This window comes from Microbispora catharanthi (assembly GCF_006334915.2).
Classification (GTDB): Bacteria; Actinomycetota; Actinomycetes; order Streptosporangiales; family Streptosporangiaceae; genus Microbispora; species Microbispora catharanthi.
The window spans coordinates 232,856-256,318 of the sequence record NZ_VDMA02000005.1 but is presented as its reverse complement, the minus strand read 5'-3'; the positions used below and the strand labels follow the sequence as shown (position 1 = coordinate 256,318).

Here is a 23,463-nt window from a genome sequence, read left to right as displayed (position 1 = left end):
ATATCCACGGCGCTGACCTGTGAAGGTTCGCGAAGCGGACCTGGGGGGCACTATTCCGGCAGCGTGTTGTAATCTCTAAGCACCACAACCGCAGCAGGGCCAGCGTCGTCCCTCTGTTCCACGCAGACGTTGACGACGGGAGTGACTACATGCCTGCTGCCCGCCTTGGCCTTCCCGGAGGTCTCCCCGAGCCCCAGGGACTCTACGACCCCGGATTCGAGCACGACGCCTGTGGCGTAGCCATGGTGGCCGATGTCGCGGGCCGCCGCAGCTACGACATCGTCGCCAAGGCACTGACCGCGCTCCGCAACCTCGACCACCGGGGTGCCAGCGGCAGCGAGCCGGACACCGGCGACGGTGCGGGCATCCTCACCCAGATCCCCGACGCGTTCTTCCGTGCGGTAGTGGAGTTCCCGCTGCCGGCCGAGGGCGCGTACGCCGCGGGCGCCGCCTTCCTGCCGCTGGACGAGCAGGCCAGGCAGACCGCGATCGGCCTCATCGAGCAGATCGCCGCCGAGGAGGGCGTGACCATCCTCGGCTGGCGCGACCTGCCGGTGGACCGCGACCTGCCCGGCGCCACCGCGCGGGCGGTCATGCCGCACTTCACGCAGCTGTTCGTGACCTCGCCCGGCGGCGAGACCGGCGTCGAACTCGACCGGATCGTGTTCGCCTTCCGCAAGCGGGCCGAGCACGAGGCGGACGTCTACTTCTCCTCGCTGTCCTCGCGGACCATCGTCTACAAGGGCATGCTGACCTCGCTGCAGGTCGAGCCGTTCTTCGCCGACCTGTCCGACGAGCGCTACGTCAGTGCCATCGCGCTGGTCCACTCGCGCTTCTCGACCAACACCTTCCCCTCCTGGCCGCTGGCCCACCCGTACCGGTACGTCGCCCACAACGGTGAGATCAACACCGTGCGCGGCAACCGCAACTGGATGCGCGCCCGCGAGGCCATGCTCGCCACCGGCCTGATCCCGGGCGACCTGCGGCGGCTGTTCCCGATCTGCGACCCCGACGGCTCCGACACCGCCTCGTTCGACGAGACGCTGGAGCTGCTGCACCTCGGCGGCCGGTCGCTGCCGCACGCCGTGCTGATGATGATCCCGGAGGCGTGGGAGAACCACACCGAGATGGACCCGGCCCGCCGGGCCTTCTACGAGTTTCACTCCACCCTCATGGAGGCGTGGGACGGGCCCGCGTCCATCACCTTCTCCGACGGCACGCTGGTCGGCGCGGTCCTCGACCGCAACGGCCTGCGCCCGGGCCGGTTCTGGGTCACCGACGACGGCCTGGTCGTGCTCGCCTCCGAGGCGGGCGTGCTGTCCGACATCCCGCAGGAGAAGGTCGTCCGCAAGGGCCGCCTGCAGCCGGGCCGCATGTTCCTGGTGGACACCGCGCGCGGCCGGATCATCGAGGACGACGAGATCAAGGCCGAGCTCGCCGCCTCCCAGCCGTACGGCGAGTGGCTGCACGCGGGCCTGGTCCGCTTCGAGGAGCTGCCCGAGCGCGAGCACGAGCACCCCACCCACGAGGCGCTGGTCAAGCGGCAGCAGACCTTCGGCTACACCCAGGAGGAGCTGCGGGTCATCCTCACGCCGATGGCCAAGAACGGCGCCGAGCCGATCGGCTCGATGGGCACCGACACCCCGGTGGCGGTGCTGAGCGAGAAGCCGAGGCTGCTGTTCGACTACTTCAGCCAGCTGTTCGCGCAGGTCACCAACCCGCCGCTGGACGCCATCCGCGAGGAGCTCGTCACCTCGCTGCAGTCGACGATCGGCCCCGAGGGCAACCTGCTCGAGCCCGGCCCGGCCTCGTGCCGCCGGCTCGTGCTGCCCTACCCGGTGATCGACAACGACGAGCTCGCCAAGATCATCCACATCAACGACGAGGGCGCGCTGCCCGGCTTCCAGCCGTACGTCGTGTCCGGCCTGTTCGACGCGGCCGGCGGCGGCGAGGCGCTGGTGCGGCGGCTGGAGGAGATCCGCCAGGAGGTCTCCCGGGCCATCGAGGACGGCGCGCGGATCATCGTGCTGTCCGACCGCGGGTCCTCCCGTGAGAAGGCGCCGATTCCGTCGCTGCTGCTCACCGGCGCCGTGCACCACCACCTCATCCGGGAGAAGTCCCGCACCCGGGTCGGACTCGTGATCGAGACCGGCGAGGCCCGCGAGTGCCACCACATGGCCCTGCTCATCGGCTACGGCGCCAGCGCGATCAACCCCTACCTCGCCCTGGAGACGGTCGAGGACATGATCGCCACCGGTCAGCTCGACCTCGACCCGCGCAAGGCCGTGCGCAACCTGATCAAGGCGTACGGCAAGGGCGTGCTGAAGGTCATGTCCAAGATGGGCGTGTCCACGGTCGCCTCCTACACCGGCGCGCAGATCTTCGAGGCCCTCGGCCTCGGCGCCGAGGTCATCGACCAGTGCTTCGCCGGCACCACCTCCCGTCTCGGCGGCGTCGGCTTCGACGTGCTCGCCAAGGAGGCGCTGGAGCGGCACGCGCGGGCCTACCCCCGCGCGGAGAACCCGCACCGGCGGCTGGAGGTCGGCGGCGAGTACCAGTGGCGCCGCGAGGGCGAGCCGCACCTGTTCAACCCGACCACCGTCTTCAAGCTGCAGCACTCCACCCGCACCCGGCGGTACGAGATCTTCAAGGAGTACACGTCCCTGGTGGACGGGCAGTCCGAGAAGCTCATGACGCTGCGCGGCCTGTTCACGCTGCGTCCCGGCGGCGCGCCCGTGCCGATCGACGAGGTCGAGCCGGTCGAGTCGATCGTCAAGCGGTTCTCCACCGGCGCCATGTCGTACGGCTCCATCTCCATGGAGGCGCACGAGACGCTGGCCATCGCGATGAACCGGCTCGGCGCCAAGTCGAACACCGGTGAGGGCGGAGAGGACCCCGAGCGGCTGCACGACCCCGAGCGGCGCAGCGCGATCAAGCAGGTGGCCTCCGGCCGCTTCGGCGTGACCAGCGAGTATCTCGTCAACGCCGACGACCTGCAGATCAAGATGGCGCAGGGCGCCAAGCCCGGCGAGGGCGGCCAGCTGCCCGGCCACAAGGTGTACCCGTGGATCGCCAAGACCCGGCACTCCACGCCCGGCGTCGGCCTCATCTCGCCGCCGCCGCACCACGACATCTACTCGATCGAGGACCTGGCCCAGCTCATCCACGACCTGAAGAACTCCAACCCGCGCGCCCGCGTCCACGTGAAGCTGGTCGCCGAGGTCGGGGTCGGGACCGTGGCGGCGGGTGTCAGCAAGGCCCACGCCGACGTCGTGCTGATCTCCGGCCACGACGGCGGCACCGGCGCCTCCCCGCTGACCTCGGTCAAGCACGCGGGCGCCCCCTGGGAGCTCGGCCTGGCCGAGACCCAGCAGACGCTGCTGCTCAACGGTCTGCGCGACCGCATCGTCGTCCAGGCCGACGGCCAGCTCAAGACCGGCCGCGACGTGGTCATCGCGGCGCTGCTCGGCGCCGAGGAGTACGGCTTCGCCACCGCTCCGCTGGTCGTCTCCGGCTGCGTCATGATGCGGGTCTGCCACCTCGACACCTGCCCGGTGGGCGTGGCCACCCAGAACCCCGAGCTGCGCAAGCGGTTCACCGGCAAGCCCGAGTTCGTGGTGAACTTCTTCGAGTTCATCGCCCAGGAGGTGCGCGAGTACCTCGCCGAGCTCGGCTACCGCTCGCTCGACGAGGTCATCGGCCGGGCCGACCTGCTCGACACCACCCGGGCGGTCGAGCACTGGAAGGCCGCCGGCCTCGACCTGTCGCCGATCCTGCACCAGCCGGAGCTGCCCGAGGGCACCCCGCGCCGCAAGGTCGTCGAGCAGGACCACGGGCTCGACAAGGCGCTGGACAACACGCTGATCCAGCTCGCCGAGGGCGCGCTGAACTTCGGCGACCAGGTCACGCTGGAGCTGCCCATCCGCAACGTCAACCGCACGGTCGGCACGATGCTCGGCCACGAGGTGACCAAGCGGTACGGCGGGGCCGGCCTGCCGGACAACACGATCGACGTGTCGTTCACCGGCTCGGCGGGCAACTCGTTCGGCGCGTTCGTGCCGCGCGGCGTCACGCTGCGGCTGACCGGCGACGCCAACGACTACCTCGGCAAGGGCCTGTCGGGCGGCCGGATCGTCGTCCGCCCGCACCCCGACGCGCCGTTCGAGGCCGAGACACAGGTCATCTCCGGCAACGTCGGCCTGTACGGCGCGACGTCCGGCGAGGTCTTCGTCCGCGGCGTCGTGGGCGAGCGGTTCTGTGTGCGCAACTCCGGCGCGACCGCCGTCGTGGAGGGCGTGGGCGACCACGGCTGCGAGTACATGACCGGCGGCCGGGCCGTCGTCCTCGGGCCGACCGGCCGCAACTTCGCCGCCGGCATGTCGGGCGGCGTCGCGTACGTGCTCGACCTGCGGCCCGAGTGGGTCAACCGCGAGATGGTCGAGCTGGAGGCGCTGGACGACGACGACGCCGAGTTCCTTCGGGAGATCGTCGAGAAGCACTTCGCGGAGACCGGGTCCACGGTGGCCAAGGCGCTGCTCGCCGACTGGGACGCCGCGCTCGGCCGGTTCGGGAAGGTCATGCCGACCGACTACAAGCGGGTCCTGCGGGCGCGGGCCGCCGCCGAGGCCGAGGGCCGCGACATCGACGAGGCGGTCATGGCCGCCGCCCACGGGTGACGCCGATGCGAATCATCACGACCGTTTCCACGCAGGGATAGAGGGGGGTAACACCGTTGGCTGACCCGAAGGGGTTCCTGACACACGGGCGCGAGCTGCCGGCGCGCCGCCCGGTCGACGTCCGCATCCGCGACTGGCGCGAGGTCTACGAGGACTTCCCCCGGCCCGCCCTCACCAAGCAGGCGGCCCGCTGCATGGACTGCGGCATCCCGTTCTGCCACAACGGCTGCCCGCTCGGGAACCTCATCCCCGAGTGGAACGACCTCGTCTACCGCGACGACTGGCGCGAGGCGATCGAGCGGCTGCACGCGACCAACAACTTCCCGGAGTTCACCGGCCGCCTGTGCCCCGCGCCGTGCGAGTCGGCGTGCGTCCTCGGCATCAACTCCGACCCGGTCGCGATCAAGCGGGTCGAGGTCGAGATCGTCGACCGCGCCTTCGCCGAGGGCTGGGTCACGCCGCAGCCGCCCGCCGCCAAGACGGGCAGGAAGGTCGCGATCGTCGGCTCGGGCCCGGCCGGCCTCGCCGCCGCGCAGCAGCTCACCCGCGCCGGGCACGACGTGGTCGTGTTCGAGCGGGCCGACCGGATCGGCGGGCTGCTCCGCTACGGCATCCCCGAGTTCAAGATGGAGAAGCGGCACGTCGACCGCCGCATCGCCCAGATGGAGGCCGAGGGCACCGAGTTCCGCACCGGCGTCAACGTCGGCGTGGACGTCACCGCGGCCCGGCTCCGCGAGGAGTTCGACGCCGTCGTGCTGGCGGGCGGCGCCACGGCCTGGCGCGACCTGCCGGTGCCCGGCCGCGAGCTCAAGGGCGTCTACCAGGCGATGGAGTACCTCCCGCCCGCGAACAAGACCCAGGAGGGCGACTACGCCGAGTCGCCGATCTCGGCCGAGGGCAAGCACGTCGTCGTGATCGGCGGCGGCGACACCGGCGCCGACTGCATCGGCACGGCGATCCGCCAGGGGGCCCTGTCGGTCACGCAGCTGGAGATCATGCCGAGGCCGCCGGAGACCCGTCCGGGTAGCCAGCCGTGGCCGACCTACCCGATGCTGTTCAAGATGGAGAGCGCGCACGAGGAGCTGGAGGCCGGGGCGGGCGACCGCGTGTACGCGGTGTCCACCACCGAGTTCGCCGGCGACGGCGAGGGCAACGTGCGGGCGCTGCGCCTGGTCGAGGTCGAGGGCCCGGCGGCGGGCTTCAAGCCGATCCCCGGCACCGAGCGGGAGATCCCGGCCGAGCTGGTGACGCTCGCGATGGGCTTCCTCGGCCCGGAGAAGGGCCCGCTGCTGAACGACCTCGCGGCGCTGTCCGGCGACCCGGAGTCGTTCTTCGACGCCCGGGGCAACGTGGCCAGGAACGCGTCGTACGAGACGTCGGTCGAGGGCGTGTTCGCGGCCGGCGACATGGGCCGGGGCCAGTCGCTGATCGTGTGGGCGATCGCCGAGGGCCGGTCGGCGGCGGCGGCGGTGGACCGCCACCTGAGCGGGCGGACCGTCCTGCCCGTTCCCATTCCGCCGACCGCGAGGCCCCTCGTCTGAGATGTGACCCGCCGCCGTGGTCCCAGGGGACCGGACCACGGCGATCGGGGCGTTGGGGATAAAACGGGCATATCCAAGTTCGGTGGCCGGGTTGCGAGCGCGTACGGCTGCCGGGAGGATGCTGTGCCCGGATCGAGGGGCCTCCGCACCAGGGGCCCGCAACCGAGGAGGATCGTTGTACGCACGGGGGCGGCTCGCCGGGGCCATCATGTCCATCACCATGCTCGGCGGGCTGGGGGCCGCGGCACTGCCGGGGGCGGCGGCCGCGGCTGAGCCCGCGCAGAACTACCTGGTCTTCTACAAGGACGGCGGCTCGGCCGCCGCGCAGCGGGCGGCCGAGGCCGCCGGAGGAACGGTCCAAGGGCGGGACGACAAGCTCGGCTACCTCGTCGTGCGCGCGTCCGACCCCGAGAAGATCGGCGCGGACCCCTCCGTGATCGGTGTGACGCTCGACCGTCCCATCGGCAAGACCGCCGGCGCGCCCGCCACATCCGGGGCATCCGTTTCTGCCGGCACGCGGCGCACGGAGCACGTCCGGTCGGCGCCGGGCGGCGACCCGCTCTCGGGCCGCCAGTGGGACATGAAGATGATCGGCGCCACCCCCACCGGGTCGTACGCCAAGGCCCGGGGCAGCCGCAAGGTGCTGGTGGGCGTCATCGACACCGGCGTCGACGGCACGCACCCCGACATCGCGCCCAACTTCAACCGGGCGCTCAGCCGCAACTTCGTCGTCGACCAGCCGACCGACGAGAACGGCAAGACGCTCGACGGGCCCTGCGAGCACAAGGGCTGCAAGGACCCGGCCGACGTCGACGACGACGGCCACGGCACCCACGTCGCGAGCACGATCGGCTCGCCGATCAACGGCCTCGGCGTCAGCGGGGTCGCCCCCGACGTGTCGCTGGTCAACCTCCGCGCCGGCACCGACTCGGGCTTCTTCTTCCTCAAGCCCACCATGGACGCCCTGGAGTACGCCGCCGACGTCGGCGTCGACGTGGTCAACATGAGCTTCTACGTCGACCCCTGGACGTTCAACTGCGCGAACAACCCGAGCGACACGAACAGGGAGCGGCTGGAGCAGCGGGCGATCCTGGAGGGCATGCGCCGCGCGGTCAAGTACGCCCGCGCGCACGGCGTCACACTCGTCAGCGCGATCGGGAACGAGGGCCTCGACCTCGGCAAGGTGAAGAGCGACACCTCCAGCCCCGACTTCCCGAAGGGCGCGGAGAAGAAGCGGTCCGTCGACAACACCTGCATCAACGTCCCGGCAGAGCTGGACGGCGTCATCTCGGTGTCCTCCGTCGGCCCCGGCGGGCGCAAGGCGTCGTACTCCGACTACGGCGTCGAGCAGACCGACATCGCCGCGCCGGGCGGCGACATGTTCGACGGCGGCACCGATTTCAAGGGCGCGAGCCGGGAGATCCTGGCCGCCGCCCCCGAGAAGGTCCTGCGCGCCAAGGGCCTCATCGACGCCGCGGGAAAGCCGAAGACGTCCTCGGTGATCCGCGACTGCCACGACGGCAAGTGCGCCTACTACCAGTACATGGAGGGCACCTCCATGGCCGCGCCGCACGTCACCGGGGTGGCGGCGCTGATCATCGGCCGGTTCGGCAAGCCGGGCAAGGGCGGGCTCCAGATGGACCCCGCGCAGGTGGAGCGCCTGTTGTACGCGGCGGCGACGCCGAAGGGCTGCCCGGCGCCCCGCACCTACCGGTACGGCACGGGTGAGAGCCAGCTCTGCGAGGGGCCCACGGCGAAGAACGGCTTCTTCGGCCACGGCCTGGTCGACGCCGCCCGGGCCGCCACCGTCGCGCCCTGAGGCTCTTCCTGAGGCTCTTCCCGGGGCTCGCCCCCGGGGCTCGTCCCCACCTGAGTACGCGCCTGAGTAGTCCACCGGATGCCAGGCGAGCCACGGCGGCCTACCCTCCTTCGCGGAGGAGGGCAGACCATGATCTACCGGCTCGTCTGGCAGGCCACGATGGTGGCGCATTTCCTCGTCATCGCCTACATCGCCCTGGGCGGCTTCCTCGCCTGGTGGCGGCCCCGGCTGATCTGGCCGCACCTCGCGCTGTGCGCCTGGGGGCTGGTGCAGCTCGCCGGGCTCGTGGAGTGCCCGCTGACCGCGCTGGAGAACTGGGGGCGGGCCAGGGCGGGGGAGACCGGCCTGTTGCCCGGCGGCTTCATCGACACCTACATCGAGGGCGCCGTCTACCCGGAGGCGTACGTCTGGCACGTGCGGCTGGCGGTGATCGCCGTCGTGCTCGCCTCCTGGGCGGGTCTCGCGATCAGGATCCGCCGACGCCGCACACGTCCTGCGCGTACGACAGGAACGTCTGCTGCACCGGAGCCGGGGGCGTCGCGATGAGGTAACGTTTCTCGCCGCCGCCCACGGTGCCGTAGATCGGGAACAGGTAGGCCTTCTTGGCCTCCGCGAACGCGTGCCAGTCGCAGCGCATGGGGGTGACCTCCACCGGGATCTCCAGCCGCGTGGCGTCCGCCGCGAGCACGGCCACCGGCCTGCGCTTGCCGGAGCGGGGGAGCATCGTGTAGTGCGTGGTGGCGCCGAGGTCGTCGATGGTGATCGGCTCCGATCCGCCCTTCCTGGTGACGACGAGGTTCCCGTGGAGGGTCCGGCCCGCGCGGGTCCAGGTGTCCCCGAACGTCACGTCCACCGACCGGCGCAGGATGTAGGCCCCGCACTCGGCCTTCACCAGCCCGTCCAGCGTGGGATCGGGGTGGTGGACCGGGAACACCACCTTGTGCGGTGTCCCGCCGCCGACCTGGATGTGCGCCACCACCGTGGCCGGGCGTACCGGCGGGATCTTCGCCGGGTCGCAGCGCGCCTCGCCGTACGGGATCCGCAGGTCCGTGCGCGGCGTCCTGCCGAGGGTGGTGTCCAGGCGGGTCGGCGGGAGCGTCGCGAACGAGCCGGTCACGAGCTGGACGTCCCGGAAGCGCACCTGCGTGCCGGTGTCGTTGCGCACGGACACCTCCAGCTCGTGGGACGTCTCGTCGCTGCGCCACTGGTTCAGCGATACCGAAACACCCGTCGGCGGCGCGGTCGATTCGGTACCCTGGCCTCCGCACGCGGCCAGGGTGAACAGCGCCGTTATTACCCCCCAAGTCCGGGTACGTCCCATGGCTGCCAAGGCTAGGGCACGCGGATGATCGCGTGAAGTGTCTGAACATTTGGCGACAGCTGTGTGCGCCGTCATTGCAAGTGGTCTGTACCAATTAGGGTAGTGCTGTGAGTCGTCGAGCAAAGATCGTCTGTACCCTCGGGCCCGCCACCTCCTCGCCGGAGCGCCTACGCGAGCTCATCAAGGCGGGCATGAACGTCGCCCGCTTCAACCTCTCGCACGGCAGCCATGAGTTGCACAAGGAGGTGTTCGACCGGGTCAGAGCCGCCGCCGACGAGCTGGGCTGCGCCGTGGGCGTCCTCGCCGACCTCCAGGGCCCCAAGATCCGCGTCGGGCGTTTCGCCTCCGGTCCCGTACGGCTCGGCTTCGGCGACGTCTTCACGATCACGACTGAGGACGTCCCCGGCGACCGGGACCTCGTCTCCACGACATACGCGGGCCTGCCGGGCGATGTCAAGCCCGGCGACACGATCCTCGTGGACGACGGCCGGCTGAACCTCGAGGTGACCGCGGTCGAGGGGCCGCGCGTCGTCACCCGTGTCGTCATCGGCGGCATGATCTCCGACAACAAGGGCCTCAACCTCCCCGGCGTCGCCGTCAGCGCTCCAGCGCTCACGGAGAAGGACGAGGAGGACCTGCGCTGGGCGCTGCGCACCGGCTTCGACATGATCGCCCTGTCGTTCGTCCGGTCGCCGGACGACGCCGCGCTCGTCCACGCGATCATGGAGGAGGAGGGCGTCAGGCTCCCGCTCCTCGCCAAGATCGAGAAGCCGCAGGCCGTCGACTGCCTCGAGGAGATCGTGGACGCCTTCGACGGCGTGATGGTCGCCCGCGGCGACCTCGGCGTCGAGCTTCCGCTGGAGCAGGTGCCGATCGTCCAGCGCCGCATCATCGAGCTGTGCCGCGAGAAGGCCCACCCGGTCATCGTGGCCACCCAGATGCTCGACTCGATGATGAGCGCTCCCCGGCCCACCCGCGCCGAGGCGTCCGACGTCGCGTACGCGGTGATGGACGGCGCGGACGCGGTGATGCTGTCCGGCGAGACCTCGGTCGGCACCTACCCGATCGAGTCGGTCTCCACGATGGCCCGCATCGCGGTCGCCGCGGAGGGCACCACGCTGCAGGCCACCCACACGCTGGAGCGCCTGCCCGAGACGACCGGCGGCGCCATCGCCCGCGCCGCGGCCGAGGTCGGCGCGATCGTCGGGGCCAAGGCCCTGGTGGCGTTCACGATGTCCGGCGAGACCGCCCGGCGCCTGGCCCGCTACCGCTCGCCGATCCCGCTGCTGGCCTTCACCTCCAACCCGCAGGTGCGCGGCCAGCTCGCGCTGACCTGGGGCGTGGAGACGTTCGAGGTGCCGTTCGTGCACCACACCGACGACATGGTCCGTCAGGTGGAGGCCTCGCTGCTGTCGCTCGGCGTCTGCGAGAAGGGCGACAAGGTCGTCGTCGTCGCCGGCTCGCCGCCCGGCAACCACGGCTCCACCAACGCCCTGCGCGTCCACACGATCGGCTCTGCGGTCGCCCACCCGTCGACCTGACCCCGGCGGCCGGGTTCCCCCCGGGTCACACGGCCTGGGGCACCCGGCGGCGGGAGAAAACCCCTTGAAGGCGCGGCGCCCTTCGACGGAGCATGGCAGGAGCGAGTCGACCTTTCCTGTCAGATGCCGGAGGAGCGCTGCGCCCGTTGATGGACTCCCCTCAGGCACCTGACTCCCCTCAGCCACCTGGGCCCGACGCGAGTGACGACGCTGTTCGCCGGACGTCGTGGCGCTCGCTGTGGCGGTTGCGGTCCTACCTGCGCCCGTACGTGCCCAGCCTGGTGGTGTCCTGGCTCGCCGCGCTGCTGGGGATCGCCGCGGCCACGGTGATCCCGCTGGTGAGCAAGGAGATCATCGACGGCCCGGTGGCTCACGGCGACCTCGGCGGGCTGGTCCCCCTCGGGCTGCTGGCCCTCGGCCTCGGCGTCGCCGAGGCGGTCCTCACGTTCGTTCGCCGCTGGTCCCAGGCGGGGCCGGTCCTCGGCCTCGAGACCGCGATCCGCGACGACCTCTACCGGCACCTCCAGCGGCTGCCGATGGGCTTCCACGACGGATGGCAGTCGGGCCAGCTGCTGTCCAGGGCGACGACCGACCTGTCGACGATCCGCAGGTTCCTCGGCTTCGGCGTCCTGTTCCTGATCATGAACATCCTGCAGCTCACCGCGGTCACCGTGGTGCTCCTGCGGATGTACTGGCCACTCGGCCTGCTCGTCGCCGTCTCGGCCGTCCCGGTCGTGGTCCTGGCGCTGCGCTTCGAACGGCGCTACATCGTCATCTCCCGGCAGGTGCAGGACCAGCAGGGCGACCTCGCCACGCTGGTCGAGGAGTCGGCCGTGGGAATCCGCACGGTCAAGGCGTTCGGGCGGCGTGAGCACGTCTTCGCGAACTTCGCCGCCGCCGCCCGCGAGATCCGCCGCACCTCGCTGGCCAAGGTGCGGCTGGCCTCCCGGTTCTTCACCTTCCTCGAAGTCGTGCCGAACGTCACGCTCGCCCTGGTCCTGCTGCTCGGCGCGATCGCGGTCGGCGCCGGCGCGCTGACGCTCGGCACCCTGGTCGCCTTCACCACGCTGGTCCTCCAGCTCGTCTGGCCGGTCGCCTCGCTCGGCTACATCCTCGCCATGGGCCAGGAGGCCATGACCTCGGCCGACCGGGTGGTCGAGGTGCTCGACACGGTGCCCGCGATCAGCGGCGGCCCGGCCGTCATCGCGCGCCCGCGCGGCCACGTGCGCTTCGAGGGCGTCGGGTTCCGCTTCCCCGGCGCCGACCGGCCGGTGCTGCGCGACGTGTGGCTGGAGGTGCGGCCGGGGGAGACCGTGGCCCTCGTGGGGGCCACCGGATCGGGCAAGACGACGCTCACCGCGCTCGTGCCCCGCCTGATCGACGTCACCGCGGGCCGCGTCACCGTGGACGGGCACGACGTGCGGGACCTGTCGCTGACCTCGCTGCGCTCGGTGGTCGCCACGGCGTTCGAGGAGCCGACGCTCTTCTCGATGAGCGTCCGCGAGAACGTGACGCTCGGCCATGGACACGCCACCGAGGAGGAGATCAGGCAGGCCCTGGAGATCGCGCAGGCGACCTTCGCCTACGACCTGCCGTGGGGGCTCGACACCCGCATCGGAGAGCAGGGGATGTCGCTGTCGGGCGGTCAGCGGCAGCGGCTCGCGCTGGCCAGGGCGGTCCTCGGCAGGCCGCGGGTGCTCGTCCTCGACGACACCCTGTCGGCGCTCGACGTGGAGACCGAGGCGCTGGTCGAGGAGGCGCTGCGGCGGGTGCTCGCCGAGGCGACCGGCATCGTCGTGGCGCACCGCGCCTCGACCGTGCTGCTCGCCGACCGGGTGGCGCTGCTGCGCGACGGCACCGTCACCCACGTCGGCCGCCACGGCGACCTGCTGTCTGCCGTGCCGGAGTATCGCCGACTGCTCGCCCAGGACGCCGACCTCGACCCCGAGGGATCGATGCGATGAGCCAAGAGACCGACAGCGACGCGGGGAATACCGGGCGAGCGGGACGTGAGCGCCCCGATGGCGACGCGGGAAGCACGGAGACGTGGCGCGGGGTCGCCGCCGAGAACCGGGACGAGATCTCCGAGCGCGTCTCCCTGCTGCTGCGCACCCGGTCGCGCCGCCTGCTCGGCGACCTGCTGCGGCCGCACCGCCGGGCCATCGGCGTGCTCACGGCGGTCATCGTGGTGTCCAACGCCGCGGGCCTGGCCCTGCCCTACCTGGTGAAGGCGGGCATCGACGACGGCATCCCGCCCATGGTGCGCGGGCAGGGCGCGGGCACGCTGCTCGCGATCGTCGGCGCGGTGCTGGCCGCCGCGCTCACCCAGGCGCTCACCCGGCAGGCGTTCCTGCAGATGTCGGGCCGGATCGGCCAGGACATCCTGCTCGAGCTGCGCCGCCGGGTCTTCGACCACTTCCAGCGCCTGTCGCTGCCGTTCCATGAGAAGTACACCTCCGGGCGGGTCATCTCCCGGCTCACCTCCGACGTGGACGCCATCGCGGAACTGCTCGACTCCGGTTTCGACGGCCTGGTCACGGCCGTGCTCACGCTGTGCGGCACGGCGGTCATGCTGCTCGTGCTCGACGTGCGCCTCGGCCTGGTGGCGCTGCTGCCGCTGCCGGTCCTGCTGCTGTTCACCCGGTGGTTCCGCCGCCAGTCGAGCGTCGCCTATCGCCGTACGCGGGAGGCGGTCGCGCTGGTCATCGTCCACTTCGTGGAGTCGATGACCGGGATCCGCGCGGTGCAGGCGTTCCGGCGGGAGCCGCGCAACCAGGAGATCTTCGAGCGGCTCAACGCGGACTACCGCGCCGCCAACACGCGGGGCATGCGCCTGGTCGCCGTGTTCATGCCCGGGATCAAGCTGATCGGCAACGTCACCGTCGCGGCCGTCCTGCTGTACGGCGGCCTGCTCGCGCTGCGCGGCACGGTCACGGTCGGCGTGCTCGCCGCCTTCCTGCTCTACCTGCGCCAGTTCTACGAGCCGATGCAGGAGATCAGCCAGTTCTACAACGCCCTGCAGTCGGCGGGGGCGGCGCTGGAGAAGCTGTCGGGCGTGCTGGAGGAGCGGCCCTCGGTGGCCGAGCCCCGCCGCCCGGCGCCGCTGCCGCGCGCCGCCGGGGCGTTGCGCTTCGAGGCCGTCCGGTTCGCCTATCCCGACGGCCCGCCGGTGCTGCCGCTGCTCGACCTGGTGATCCCCGCCGGGCAGACCGTGGCCGTCGTCGGCACCACGGGCGCGGGCAAGACGACGCTGGCCAAGCTCATCGCCCGGTTCCACGACCCGGTCGCCGGGCGGGTGCTCCTCGACGGCGTGGACCTGCGCGAGCTGGACGAGGACACCCTGCGCCGTCACGTGGTGATGGTCACCCAGGAGAACTACCTGTTCAGCGGGACGGTCGCGGACAACGTGCGGTTCGGGCGGCCCGGCGCGCCGGATTCGGAGATCGAGCGGGCCGCCGAGGCCATCGGCGCCCACACGTTCGTCTCCGCGCTGCCCGACGGGTACGAGACCCAGGTCGGCAAGCGCGGCGGCCGCATGTCGGCGGGGCAGCGGCAGCTCGTCGCGTTCGCCCGGGCGTTCCTCGCCGACCCCGCCGTGCTGATCCTGGACGAGGCCACCTCCAGCCTCGACGTGCCCAGCGAGCGCCTCGTGCAGCGGGCGCTGCGGACGATCCTCGCCGACCGGACCGCACTGATCATCGCCCACCGCCTGTCCACCGTGGAGATCGCCGACCGGGTGCTCGTCATGGAGCACGGCCGGATCGTGGAGGACGGCCCGCCGGACCGGCTGATCGCCGGCACCGGCCGGTTCGCCCGCCTCCACCGCGCCTGGCTCGACAGCCTCGCCTGACCTCCTGCCGTTGGCGGCTACTCCCGGCGTCTTAGCGCGGGCAGCCGGGGGTGATCCCGGTGGGGTAGCGGCAGATGACTCCGTGGGTGGGACGCCGTCGAACTCCGGCTGGACGACGATAGCCGTTCATGGGAACCCCATTCAGGTACATCCACGGGGCGGCGTTGCTGGCCACCGGCCTGCTCGCGGGCGCGTTCGCGTACGGCGCGGCCAACGTGATCCCCACGTTCGGGGCCGTTCCGCTGAATGTGCGCCTGACCTTCCACACCACGATGATGAAGGTCAACGAGCCGGTCATGCAGAGCGCGATGGCGCTGGCCATCCTCACGACCTTCGGTCTGGCGATCGCCGGCCGCGGCCGGGCGCGCCGGCTGGCGCTCGGCGCCGGTGCGCTGGCGCTGACCTCGCTGCTCGTCACCGTGTTCGGCAACGTTCCGCTGCATGCGCGTTTCCGCGAATGGGCTGCCGGTCCGGTCCCGGATGGCTACGCCGAGATCTTCCGGCGGTGGGAGCTGTTCCACGACCTGCGCACCTTGACCGCGTTGGCCGCTTTCATCTTGATCATCACCATCGCCGTCGTCAACCGGCCCTCCAGCCGCTAAGGAGAACAGTCATGTTCCGTCGCCGTCCTGGTCACCGTGCCGCCGGACCTCCCGAGCTCGGCGAGGTGGACAACCCCGAACCCGAGGACGTGCTCACGATGAGCGTGTGCGAGGTGGTCTGATGCCCGGCTTCCACGCCTTTCTGACGCGCCTGCCGTACGAACTGGCCTTCAGCCGGGAGGACCCGGCCACGATCGTGGACCGCTACTACACCCCCGACCTCGAATATCGCAACGACGGCATCGTCCTCGACCGGCAGCGGCTGATCGACCATGCCCGCCCGGCCCGGAGGAAGGCCCGCGAGCTGGAGATCGAGGTCCACGACACGCTGATCGACGACGACCGGGCCGCCGCCCGTTACACCATGACCGTCCTGACCAGAAAGGACACGACCCTGCAGATCGAGGTTCACCTGTTCGCCAGGTTCGCCCCCGACGGACGGGTTCAGCGCGTCGACTCGATCACCCGGACGGTGAAGCCGTGAACCTCACTCTGATCGGCTCCACCGGTCGCACCGGCCGCTACGTCCTGGCCGAGGCGCTGCGCCGCGGCCACCGGGTCACCGCCTTCACCCGCAACGCCGCCGCCCTGGAAGCCCGGCCGGATGCCGTCGTCGAAGGCGACGGCCGCGACCTGGACAAGATGCGCGCGGCCGTGGAGGGCGCGGACGCGGTGATCTCCATCATCAACGGCGGCGACAGCCGCGACCCGCACCGCGCGGCCGAGGCCACCCGCACCGTCATCCAGGCCATGACCGAGACCGGGGTCGAGCGGCTTATCGTCACCACCCCCTACCCGATCGTCGCCCGCAGGCCGTTCTTGCTCATCTGGCTGCTGCGCCGCCTGCTGGCCACCCCCTACGCCGACGCTCGCGACCTGGAGCAGGCCGTGAGCACCAGCGAACTGGACTGGACCATCGTCCGGCTGACCCGGCTCACCGACCGGCCCGCCGTAGGGGCGGTCGTGATCCGCCGCGAGCTGCTGGCCAAGCCGCGTTCCCTGACCCGGGCGGACGTGGCGACCACGCTGCTGGACATCGCCGAGGGGGGCCACCTGAGCGGCGTGGCCGTCAACGTCCACGGTCGCTGAAACCGCTAAACGGGGGGACGGGAGAGGAGGCGTTCCATGGCGGGGCGCAGGGGCGGGCCGATCTCCATGGGGCGGCGGGTGTGCCGGTCCACGAAGACGTGCGTGAAGTCGCCCTCGGCGACCAGCGTGTCGCCGGCGAACAGCGCGAGCTCGTAGCGGACGCTGGAGCGGCCGAGGTGCCCGATCCGCAGGCCCACGCTGATCACCTGCGGGAAGGACACCGAGGCCCGGTAGGAGCAGCGCGACTCCACGCACAGCCCGATCGCCGGGCCCTCGTGGATGTCCAGCCCGGCCTCCTCGATCAGCCAGGTGTTGATCACGGTGTCCATCAGCGAGTAGTGCACGACGTTGTTGACGTGCCCGTAGACGTCGTTGTCCTTCCACCGGGTGGGCACGTCCCGCCAGTGGCGATACGCCGTCCGGTCGTTCACAGGCCCGTTCACAAGCCGAGGTCCCGGCCGATGATCTCGCGCATGATCTCGTTGGACCCCGCCCAGATCCGGGTCACCCGGGCGTCCGTCCAGGCCCGTGCCACGCGGTACTCCTTCATGTAGCCGTAGCCGCCGTAGAGCTGCACGCAGGCGTCGATCACCTGGTTCTGCACCTCGGCGGTCCACATCTTGGCCTTGGCCGCGTCGACCGCCGTCAGCTCCCCGCCGGTGTGGGCGGCCACGCACTGGTCGACGTACGCCCGGGTCACCTCCACCTTCGTCACCAGGTCGGCCAGGGTGAACTTGTTGTACTGGAAGCTGCCGATCGCCTGGCCGAACGCCTTGCGCTCCTTCACGTACGACAGGGTCTCGGCGAGCACGGCGGCGGCGTGGGAGATGTTGGTGACGGCGCTGCCGAGCCGCTCCTGGGGGAGGCGCTCCATCATGGCGACGAACCCCCGGTCCACCTCGCCGAGCACGTTGCCGGCGGGCACCCGCACGCCCTCGAAGAACAATTCGGCCGTGTCGGCCTCCGGCTGGCCGACCTTGTCCAGTTTGCGCCCCCGGTGGAAGCCGGACATGCCCTCCTCGACCGCGAACAGCGTGATGCCCTTGGCCCGCTTCTCCGGGCTCGTCCGGGCCGCCACCACGACGAGGTCGGCCTGGTAGCCGTTGGTGATGAACGTCTTGGAGCCGTCGATGATCCAGTCGGAGCCGTCCCTGACGGCGGTCGTGCGCAGCGCCGCCAGGTCCGACCCGCCGCTCGGCTCGGTCATGCCGATCGCGGTGATCATCTCTCCCGAGCAGAACGGCGGCAGCCAGCGCTTCTTCTGCTCGTCCGTCGTCAGCTCCACCAGGTAGGGCGCGACCACGTCGAAGTGGATGCTGAAACTGGACGCCAGAGCCATGCCCACCCCGGCCAGTTCCTCGGTGAGCACGGCGTTGAAGCGGTAGTCGCCCGCAGCCGCGCCGTCGTACTCCTCGGGGACCTCCAGACCGAGGAATCCCTGCAGGCCGGCCTCCCGCCACACCTCGCGGTCGATCAGCCGGCGCTCGATGAACTCCTCGGCCCTCGGGGCGACCGAGCGGATCACGAACTGCCGCACGGAGTCGCGGAAGGCCTCGTGGTCCTCGCCGTAGATGGTGCGTCGCATCGATTCTCCAGACGATTGTTCGGTATCGGGATACTAGTGTCCCTCTTTCCGATCTTTGCCCCGTCGCGTCGCCCAGAGCGGCACCTCGCTGCGTTGTCGTCGTCGCCGATGACGCTGTCATCGGCTCCTCCTCCGCCTTGCGATGCACCACTCTGGACACCGCTCCTTCCGGGCAAATCTCGTCAATCGCGACACCTGCGAGTAACCTCATGGCGTGGGCACGGGCCTGTCCGCGTCAGCCCACCGGCACCGGGTAGTCCTTCGCCAGCTCCGAGACCTCCGCCTCCCTGAAGACCACCGCGCCACCGAGCGCCGCCTTGTCGGGCTTGAGCACGTACGACGACCGGGAGGCGGGCTTGTCGAAGAACGTGAAGTTCATCGGAGTGCCGAGGTCGCCACCGAAGGTCGACTGCGAGCGGTGCGCGTTCAGGACGCCCTCCCGGGTGAGGTCCTTGGCCTCGCACGCCTTCCTCATCGCCTCGTCCACGATCATCGCCGCGCTCCAGCCGGTGGGCACGCCGCTGTCGAGCGTCTCGCCGGGATACTTCGCCTGGTAGTCGGCCACCAGCCGCTGCATCGCCGGATTCTTCGCGCTGACCGGCGTCCCCGCCGACACGTAGTAGAAGTCCTTCAGCAGGGCCGGCCCGGCCGGGGTCGCGAGAAGCTGCGGAGCGTAGGCCGAGTTGCTGCCGACGAACGGCACGTCCATGCCCTTGGCCAGGGACACGCCGACCAGCGAGGCCGTCTGCCGGGGCCCCACCGAGACGAGCACGGCCTTCACCCCGGCCGCCTTGAACGCCGCCACCTGGGCGCTCATGTCCTGGTCGGTCGCCTTGATCTTCTGCTCGACGATCTGCAGGCCGAGCTTGCCCGCGGCGTACTTCGAGCCGTTGAGCGAGCTCTCGCCGTAGTCGCCCTCGAAGTACAGGTGCCCGATCCTGTCGCCGGACTTGATCCCCTTCTCCTTCGTGAGGAACTCGACGGCGTTGATCATGTCCACGTCGTACGTCGTGCCGGTCACCTGGATGGCCCGGCTGCCGAGCAGCGTGGTCGCCCACGCCATCGGGATCGTGAGCAGCTTGTCGCCGTCGATGCGCTGCTTCAGCGCGGTGATCATCGGGGAACCGATGAACTGCGCGATCGCCGCCGACTTGGGCGCGACCTCGGTGTAGGCGGCCACTGCCTTCTGCGTGTCGTAGCCGTGGTCGCGCACGACCAGCTCGTATCTGCGGCCGCAGACCCCGCCGCCGGCGTTGACCTGGTCGAAGTACAGCTGCTGCGCCTGCGTCTGGCTCTTGCCGAACGACGCGTAGGGGCCGGTCAGGTCGGTGAGCGCGCTCACGGTGATCGTGGTGGCCGTGACGCCGGGGCCGGTCTTCACCCCGTCGCCGCCGGCCGCCGCCCCGGCGCCTCCGCCACCGCCCGTGGCCTTGCCGCTGGCGCACCCCGCCGCCGAGGTCGCGACGGCCAGGGACAGCAGGGCTAACGCCGCGACGCCGGCGCGGGTGCCGATTTTGCCCATCTGAGCTCCTTGAGTCGAACGCGGCCGAGCCGCGTGGCGAGCCCGGCCAGACCGCCGGGCAGGAACAGCACCACCGCGACGACGGCGGCACCGTAGAGGATCCGCGCGGTCTCGGCGGGGGAGACCCCGCCGGAACCCGGCTCGGCCACCAGCGGCAGGGCGTCGCTGTAGCGCGTGAGCAGCTGGGGGAGCAGGGAGACGAACGCGGCCCCGACGACCGCGCCGGCGACCGATCCCAGGCCGCCGATCACGATCATCGCGAGGTAGTCGAGCGACAGCAGCATGCCGAAGTAGTCCGGCACGACCTGCTGGAAGACCAGGGCGACCAGCACCCCGGCGAGCCCGCCGTACATGGACGACAGGACGAACACGCCCGCGCGGTATCGGGCGACCGGGACGCCCATGACCCCCGCGGCGATCTCGTGGTCCCTGATCGTGTTCATCGCCAGGCCGGGACGGCCGCGCAGCACGCCCCTGGCGAACACCGCCGCGCCCGCGAGCAGCGCGATCCCGAGGAACCACAGCCGTTCGAGCGAGCCGAACGGCACGTTCAGCACCACCAGCTCCGGGGTGTCGGCGAAGACGAACCCGAACAGCTCCATCGGCGGCACCGGCCGGCCGTTGAAGCCGCCGGTCACCGGCTCGGCGTTGAACAGGATGTGCTGGCCGACGAAGATCAGGGCGAGCGTGGCGATGCCCAGGTAGGCGCCCTTGAGGCGGCCCGCGATCGGGCTGAACAGGCCGCCGGACATCCCCGCGACGATCACCGCCGCCACGGCCGCGAGCGGCGTCGGCAGCCCCAGGTCGGACGAAAGGAAGACGTAGGAGTACGCCCCGACCGCGAGGAAGAAGGCATGTCCCAGGGACAGTTGCCCGGTCGCCCCGGTCAGCAGGTTGATCCCGATCGCGCCGATCGCCGCCGACATCGCGAACAGCCCCGCCTGCAGCCAGAACCCCTCCAGGTAGAAGGGCACCGCGACGGCTCCCGCGAGCACCGCGATACACAGCGCGGCCCGGAGGGGCCGGGGCGTGTCGCGTGTGGGCGTCGCGGCCGTGGGCGTGGGTTCAGACACGGGCCGGCTCCTTCGTGCCGAACAGCCCGGAGGGCCGCAGCAGCAGGATCACGATCATCACGAGGAACGGCGCCGCGTCGCCGATGCCGCGGCCGAGGAAGGCGAGCTCGCTCTGGTAGCCGCTCATCAGCGTCTCGGTGACGCCCACGATCAGCCCGCCGGCCAGCGCGCCCGTGGTCGAGTCGAGCCCCCCGAGGATGGCGGCGGGGAACGCCTTCATCGCCGCCGCGGTCGTGCCCCTGTCCAGGCCCGGCGTCGGGAAGACGCACAGGAACATCGCCGCGACCGCGGCCAGCGCCCCGGCGACGGCCCACGCGCTGAGCGAGACCCGGCCGAGCCGCACGCCCATCAGCGCGGCGGTCTCCGCGTCCTCGGCCGTGGCGCGCATCGCCACGCCCCAGCCGGTGAACTTGAAGGCGAGCAGGAACGCCACGATCAGTGCGGCGGCGACCGCGAGGGCCACGACGCGGGTCTCCGCGACCGTCACGGGGCCAAGACGCAGCACCCGGTCGCCCCAGGGATCGCCGAGGGCGAGCACCTCGGTGCCGATCTGGCGGGTGAGTTCGGTCGTGAGCAGGATGTCCACGCCGATCGTGACGATGGCCAGCACGCCGCGCGAGCCGACGTGCGCCCGGCGCAGGATCAGGAACTCCACCAGCGCGCCGACCAGCGCCGCCGCCGCGATCCCGGCCGCCAGCGCCGCCCAGAACCCGATCAGCGGGTGCAGCCTGGCGATCACGTAGCCGCCGGCCAGCAGCAGCGACGCGTGCGTGAAGTTGACCACCTCGGTCGCCTTGAAGATCACCACGAAGCCGAGCGCGATCAGCGCGTACACGGCTCCGACCGAGATCCCGTTGACGAGAAGCTCCAGGAAGACCGCCATCACGCCTCCCCTCGCTCACCGGAGGGGCCGCCGAAGTCGCCGAGATAGGCGCGGATCACCTCGGGGTCGCGCTGGACCTCCTCGGGCGGCCCGTCCGCGATCCGCCTGCCGAAGTCGAGCACGGTCACCGCGTCGGCGATCCGCATGACCATGCCCATGTCGTGCTCGACCAGCAGGATCGAGATGCCGAGGCTCTCGCGCACCGACTCGATGAGGTCGGCCATCTCCCGCCGCTCGCCGCCGTTCATCCCCGCCACCGGCTCGTCCAGCAGGAGCAGCCGTGGCTCCATGCACAGCGCCCGGGCCAGCTCCACCCGCTTCTGCACGCCGTACGGCAGCAGCCCCACCGGGATGGACAACGCGTCGCCGACGCCGGCGAACTCCGCGATCTCCGCGACGCGCGCCCCGTGACGTACGGCCTCGCGCCTGGCCGAGGGCAGCCGCAGGCCGGCCGAGACGAAGCCGGCACGGGTCAGGCGGTGCCGGCCGAGCATGAGGTTGTCGCGGACCGTCAGGTGCGGCGACAGGGCGATGTTCTGGAACGTCCGCGCCACGCCCAGCGCGGCCACCTGGTGCGGGCGCAGCGAGGTCAGCTCGGCGCCGCCGAAGCGCACGCTGCCCGAGGTGGCGCGGTAGACGCCCGACAGCACATTGAAGCAGGTGGACTTGCCCGCGCCGTTCGGGCCGATCAGCGCGTGCACGCTGCCGGGGGCGACGGTGAAGCTCACCGCGTCGAGCGCGGTGAGCCCGGCGAAGCGCACCGTCACCTCGCCGACCACCAGTTCCGCCGGGCCGTCGCCACCGACCGTACCGACCGGTTGGTTTCTCGCGGGTATGCGGCGGCGCCTCGTCGGGGGCGTGCGCGGTACGCCGCGGCGGTGGGTCATGCCGTCCATCTCGCCAGCCTGGTCCTTTCGTGCCGCTCGAGCCTTTCGTGCCCCTCATGGCCGGGGCCGAGGTCGGTACCGACCGGTCGGTCTGTCTCGGGCATGCCGACGCCGAGGTAGCGGCGGCGCACCTCGTCGCTGGCCGCGAGGTCCGCCGCCGGTCCCGACAGCGCCACCTCGCCCACCTCCAGCACGTACGCCCGCTCGGCCAGCGCGAGCGCCATGGCCGCGTTCTGCTCCACCAGCAGCACCGACGTCCCCTGGGCGTTGATCTGCCGCACGGTGTCGGCGATCCGGGCCGCCATCAGCGGCGCGAGCCCGAGCGTGGGCTCGTCCAGCAACAGCAGCGAGGGTCCGGCCATGAGCGCCCGGCCGATCGCCAGCATCTGCTGCTCGCCACCCGACAGCAGGCCCGCCCGCTGGTGGGCCCGCTCGGCCAGCACGGGGAAGAGTTCGAGCACCCGCTCACGGGCCGCCGCGGCGCGCCTGCCCGGCACGCCCAGCGCTCCGGCGCGGAGGTTCTCCGCCACCGTCATCCGGGCGAACACCCGCCGTCCCTCCGGCACCTGGACCACGCCGCGCCGCACGACGGCCGCGGCCGCCACTCCGTCAATGCGGAGTCCGCCGAAGGCGACCGTCCCCGACGTGATGGCGCCCCGGTGGAACCGCAGCGTCCCCGACACGGCGCGCAGCAGCGTCGTCTTGCCCGCGCCGTTCGCGCCGAGCACCGCGGCCACCGCGCCCCGGGGCACGGCCAGGTGGACGCCCCGCAGGGCGCGTACGGGGCCGTATCGCACCTCCAGGCCCCTGATCTCGAGGCCCCCGCTCTTCGGGTCCGCAGTCCTCGGGTTCCCAGTCCTCGGGGCCGCGGTCTCCGGGCCGTCGATCTCTGGGCCGCTGGTCCCCGGGCCCGCCTCACCAGACATCCGCGCCTCCTGTGACTTCGATGAAGGCACACCCAACCCACCGTGGTCGAGGGCCGTCCAGCGCCGGGAGTCAAGTCGGGACCCCAGCCCATGCCCGCCGGTCGTGCCCTGTGCTCCAGCACAATCCCGCATCACGAAACGAAAACCG

The 23,463-nt window shown here is 71.4% G+C and carries 18 protein-coding genes; 10 read left to right on the top strand and 8 right to left on the bottom strand.

Going from position 1 to position 23,463, the window contains the following annotated elements; translation table 11 throughout:
• The first annotated feature begins 149 nt into the window (after positions 1–149).
• The 4 genes from gltB (at position 150) to FH610_RS11705 (ending at position 8,582) form a co-directional block, all read left to right on the top strand.
• The gene (gene gltB, locus FH610_RS11720) at positions 150–4,676 is read left to right on the top strand and encodes a glutamate synthase large subunit (protein WP_139574348.1); all 4,527 of its coding nucleotides are present in this window, start codon (positions 150–152) and stop codon (positions 4,674–4,676) included.
• Positions 4,677–4,732: 56 nt separating this feature from the next.
• On the top strand, positions 4,733–6,217 hold the full coding sequence (locus FH610_RS11715; protein ID WP_139574347.1) for a glutamate synthase subunit beta: 1,485 nt from the start codon (positions 4,733–4,735) through the stop codon (positions 6,215–6,217).
• A 175-nt stretch (positions 6,218–6,392) separates the two neighbouring features.
• Complete coding sequence (locus FH610_RS11710) at positions 6,393–8,036, top strand: S8 family peptidase (RefSeq protein ID WP_240808906.1); 1,644 nt, start codon at positions 6,393–6,395, stop codon at positions 8,034–8,036.
• Between the two features lie 129 nt (positions 8,037–8,165).
• The gene (locus FH610_RS11705; protein WP_139574346.1) at positions 8,166–8,582 is read left to right on the top strand and encodes a DUF2784 domain-containing protein; all 417 of its coding nucleotides are present in this window, start codon (positions 8,166–8,168) and stop codon (positions 8,580–8,582) included.
• Here FH610_RS11705 and FH610_RS11700 read toward each other — a convergent pair.
• Positions 8,503–9,357, bottom strand: coding sequence for a hypothetical protein (locus FH610_RS11700; RefSeq protein ID WP_139574345.1), 855 nt, complete (start codon positions 9,355–9,357; stop codon positions 8,503–8,505). The two genes, FH610_RS11705 and FH610_RS11700, sit on opposite strands and share 80 nt — an antisense overlap.
• Positions 9,358–9,464: 107 nt before the next feature.
• Here FH610_RS11700 and pyk point away from each other — a divergent pair, with 107 nt between their 5' ends.
• The 6 genes from pyk to FH610_RS11670 all read left to right on the top strand — a co-directional run bounded on the left by pyk (position 9,465) and on the right by FH610_RS11670 (position 16,439).
• Entirely contained in the window at positions 9,465–10,898 is a 1,434-nt protein-coding gene (gene pyk, locus FH610_RS11695) for a pyruvate kinase (RefSeq protein WP_139574344.1), read from the top strand.
• 245 nt (positions 10,899–11,143) lie between these two features.
• Positions 11,144–12,862: an ABC transporter ATP-binding protein gene (locus tag FH610_RS11690; RefSeq protein WP_205825703.1), complete on the top strand. Its 1,719-nt coding sequence runs from the start codon at positions 11,144–11,146 to the stop codon at positions 12,860–12,862.
• Complete coding sequence (locus tag FH610_RS11685; protein WP_139574342.1) at positions 12,859–14,748, top strand: ABC transporter ATP-binding protein; 1,890 nt, start codon at positions 12,859–12,861, stop codon at positions 14,746–14,748. Before FH610_RS11690 ends, FH610_RS11685 begins: the two co-directional genes overlap by 4 nt.
• A 164-nt stretch (positions 14,749–14,912) precedes the next feature.
• Complete coding sequence (locus tag FH610_RS11680) at positions 14,913–15,350, top strand: anthrone oxygenase family protein (RefSeq protein WP_240808905.1); 438 nt, start codon at positions 14,913–14,915, stop codon at positions 15,348–15,350.
• Between the two features lie 121 nt (positions 15,351–15,471).
• Positions 15,472–15,834 (top strand): nuclear transport factor 2 family protein, encoded by a 363-nt coding sequence (locus FH610_RS11675; protein WP_139574340.1) that lies wholly within the window; start codon positions 15,472–15,474, stop codon positions 15,832–15,834.
• A complete protein-coding gene (locus FH610_RS11670) occupies positions 15,831–16,439 on the top strand; it encodes an NAD(P)-dependent oxidoreductase (protein ID WP_139574339.1) in 609 nt (202 codons plus the stop codon). Before FH610_RS11675 ends, FH610_RS11670 begins: the two co-directional genes overlap by 4 nt.
• A gap of 5 nt (positions 16,440–16,444) precedes the next feature.
• Here FH610_RS11670 and FH610_RS11665 read toward each other — a convergent pair whose 3' ends face one another.
• The 7 genes from FH610_RS11665 to FH610_RS11635 form a co-directional block, all read right to left on the bottom strand.
• Positions 16,445–16,870: an acyl-CoA thioesterase gene (locus tag FH610_RS11665; protein WP_139574338.1), complete on the bottom strand. Its 426-nt coding sequence runs from the start codon at positions 16,868–16,870 to the stop codon at positions 16,445–16,447.
• Between the two features lie 8 nt (positions 16,871–16,878).
• Positions 16,879–18,024: an acyl-CoA dehydrogenase family protein gene (locus tag FH610_RS11660; RefSeq protein ID WP_139574337.1), complete on the bottom strand. Its 1,146-nt coding sequence runs from the start codon at positions 18,022–18,024 to the stop codon at positions 16,879–16,881.
• A 235-nt stretch (positions 18,025–18,259) separates the two neighbouring features.
• On the bottom strand, positions 18,260–19,546 hold the full coding sequence (locus tag FH610_RS11655; RefSeq protein WP_139574336.1) for an ABC transporter substrate-binding protein: 1,287 nt from the start codon (positions 19,544–19,546) through the stop codon (positions 18,260–18,262).
• Positions 19,507–20,619 carry a branched-chain amino acid ABC transporter permease gene (locus tag FH610_RS11650; protein WP_139574335.1) on the bottom strand — a complete coding sequence of 371 codons (1,113 nt, stop codon included), beginning with the start codon at positions 20,617–20,619 and terminating at the stop codon, positions 19,507–19,509. Before FH610_RS11650 ends, FH610_RS11655 begins: the two co-directional genes overlap by 40 nt.
• Complete coding sequence (locus tag FH610_RS11645) at positions 20,612–21,502, bottom strand: branched-chain amino acid ABC transporter permease (RefSeq protein ID WP_139574334.1); 891 nt, start codon at positions 21,500–21,502, stop codon at positions 20,612–20,614. Before FH610_RS11645 ends, FH610_RS11650 begins: the two co-directional genes overlap by 8 nt.
• Positions 21,502–22,398 carry an ABC transporter ATP-binding protein gene (locus FH610_RS11640; RefSeq protein WP_240808904.1) on the bottom strand — a complete coding sequence of 299 codons (897 nt, stop codon included), beginning with the start codon at positions 22,396–22,398 and terminating at the stop codon, positions 21,502–21,504. Before FH610_RS11640 ends, FH610_RS11645 begins: the two co-directional genes overlap by 1 nt.
• A complete protein-coding gene (locus FH610_RS11635) occupies positions 22,386–23,315 on the bottom strand; it encodes an ABC transporter ATP-binding protein (protein WP_139574333.1) in 930 nt (309 codons plus the stop codon). The genes FH610_RS11640 and FH610_RS11635 overlap by 13 nt, the downstream gene beginning before the upstream one ends.
• Positions 23,316–23,463: the final 148 nt, after the last annotated feature.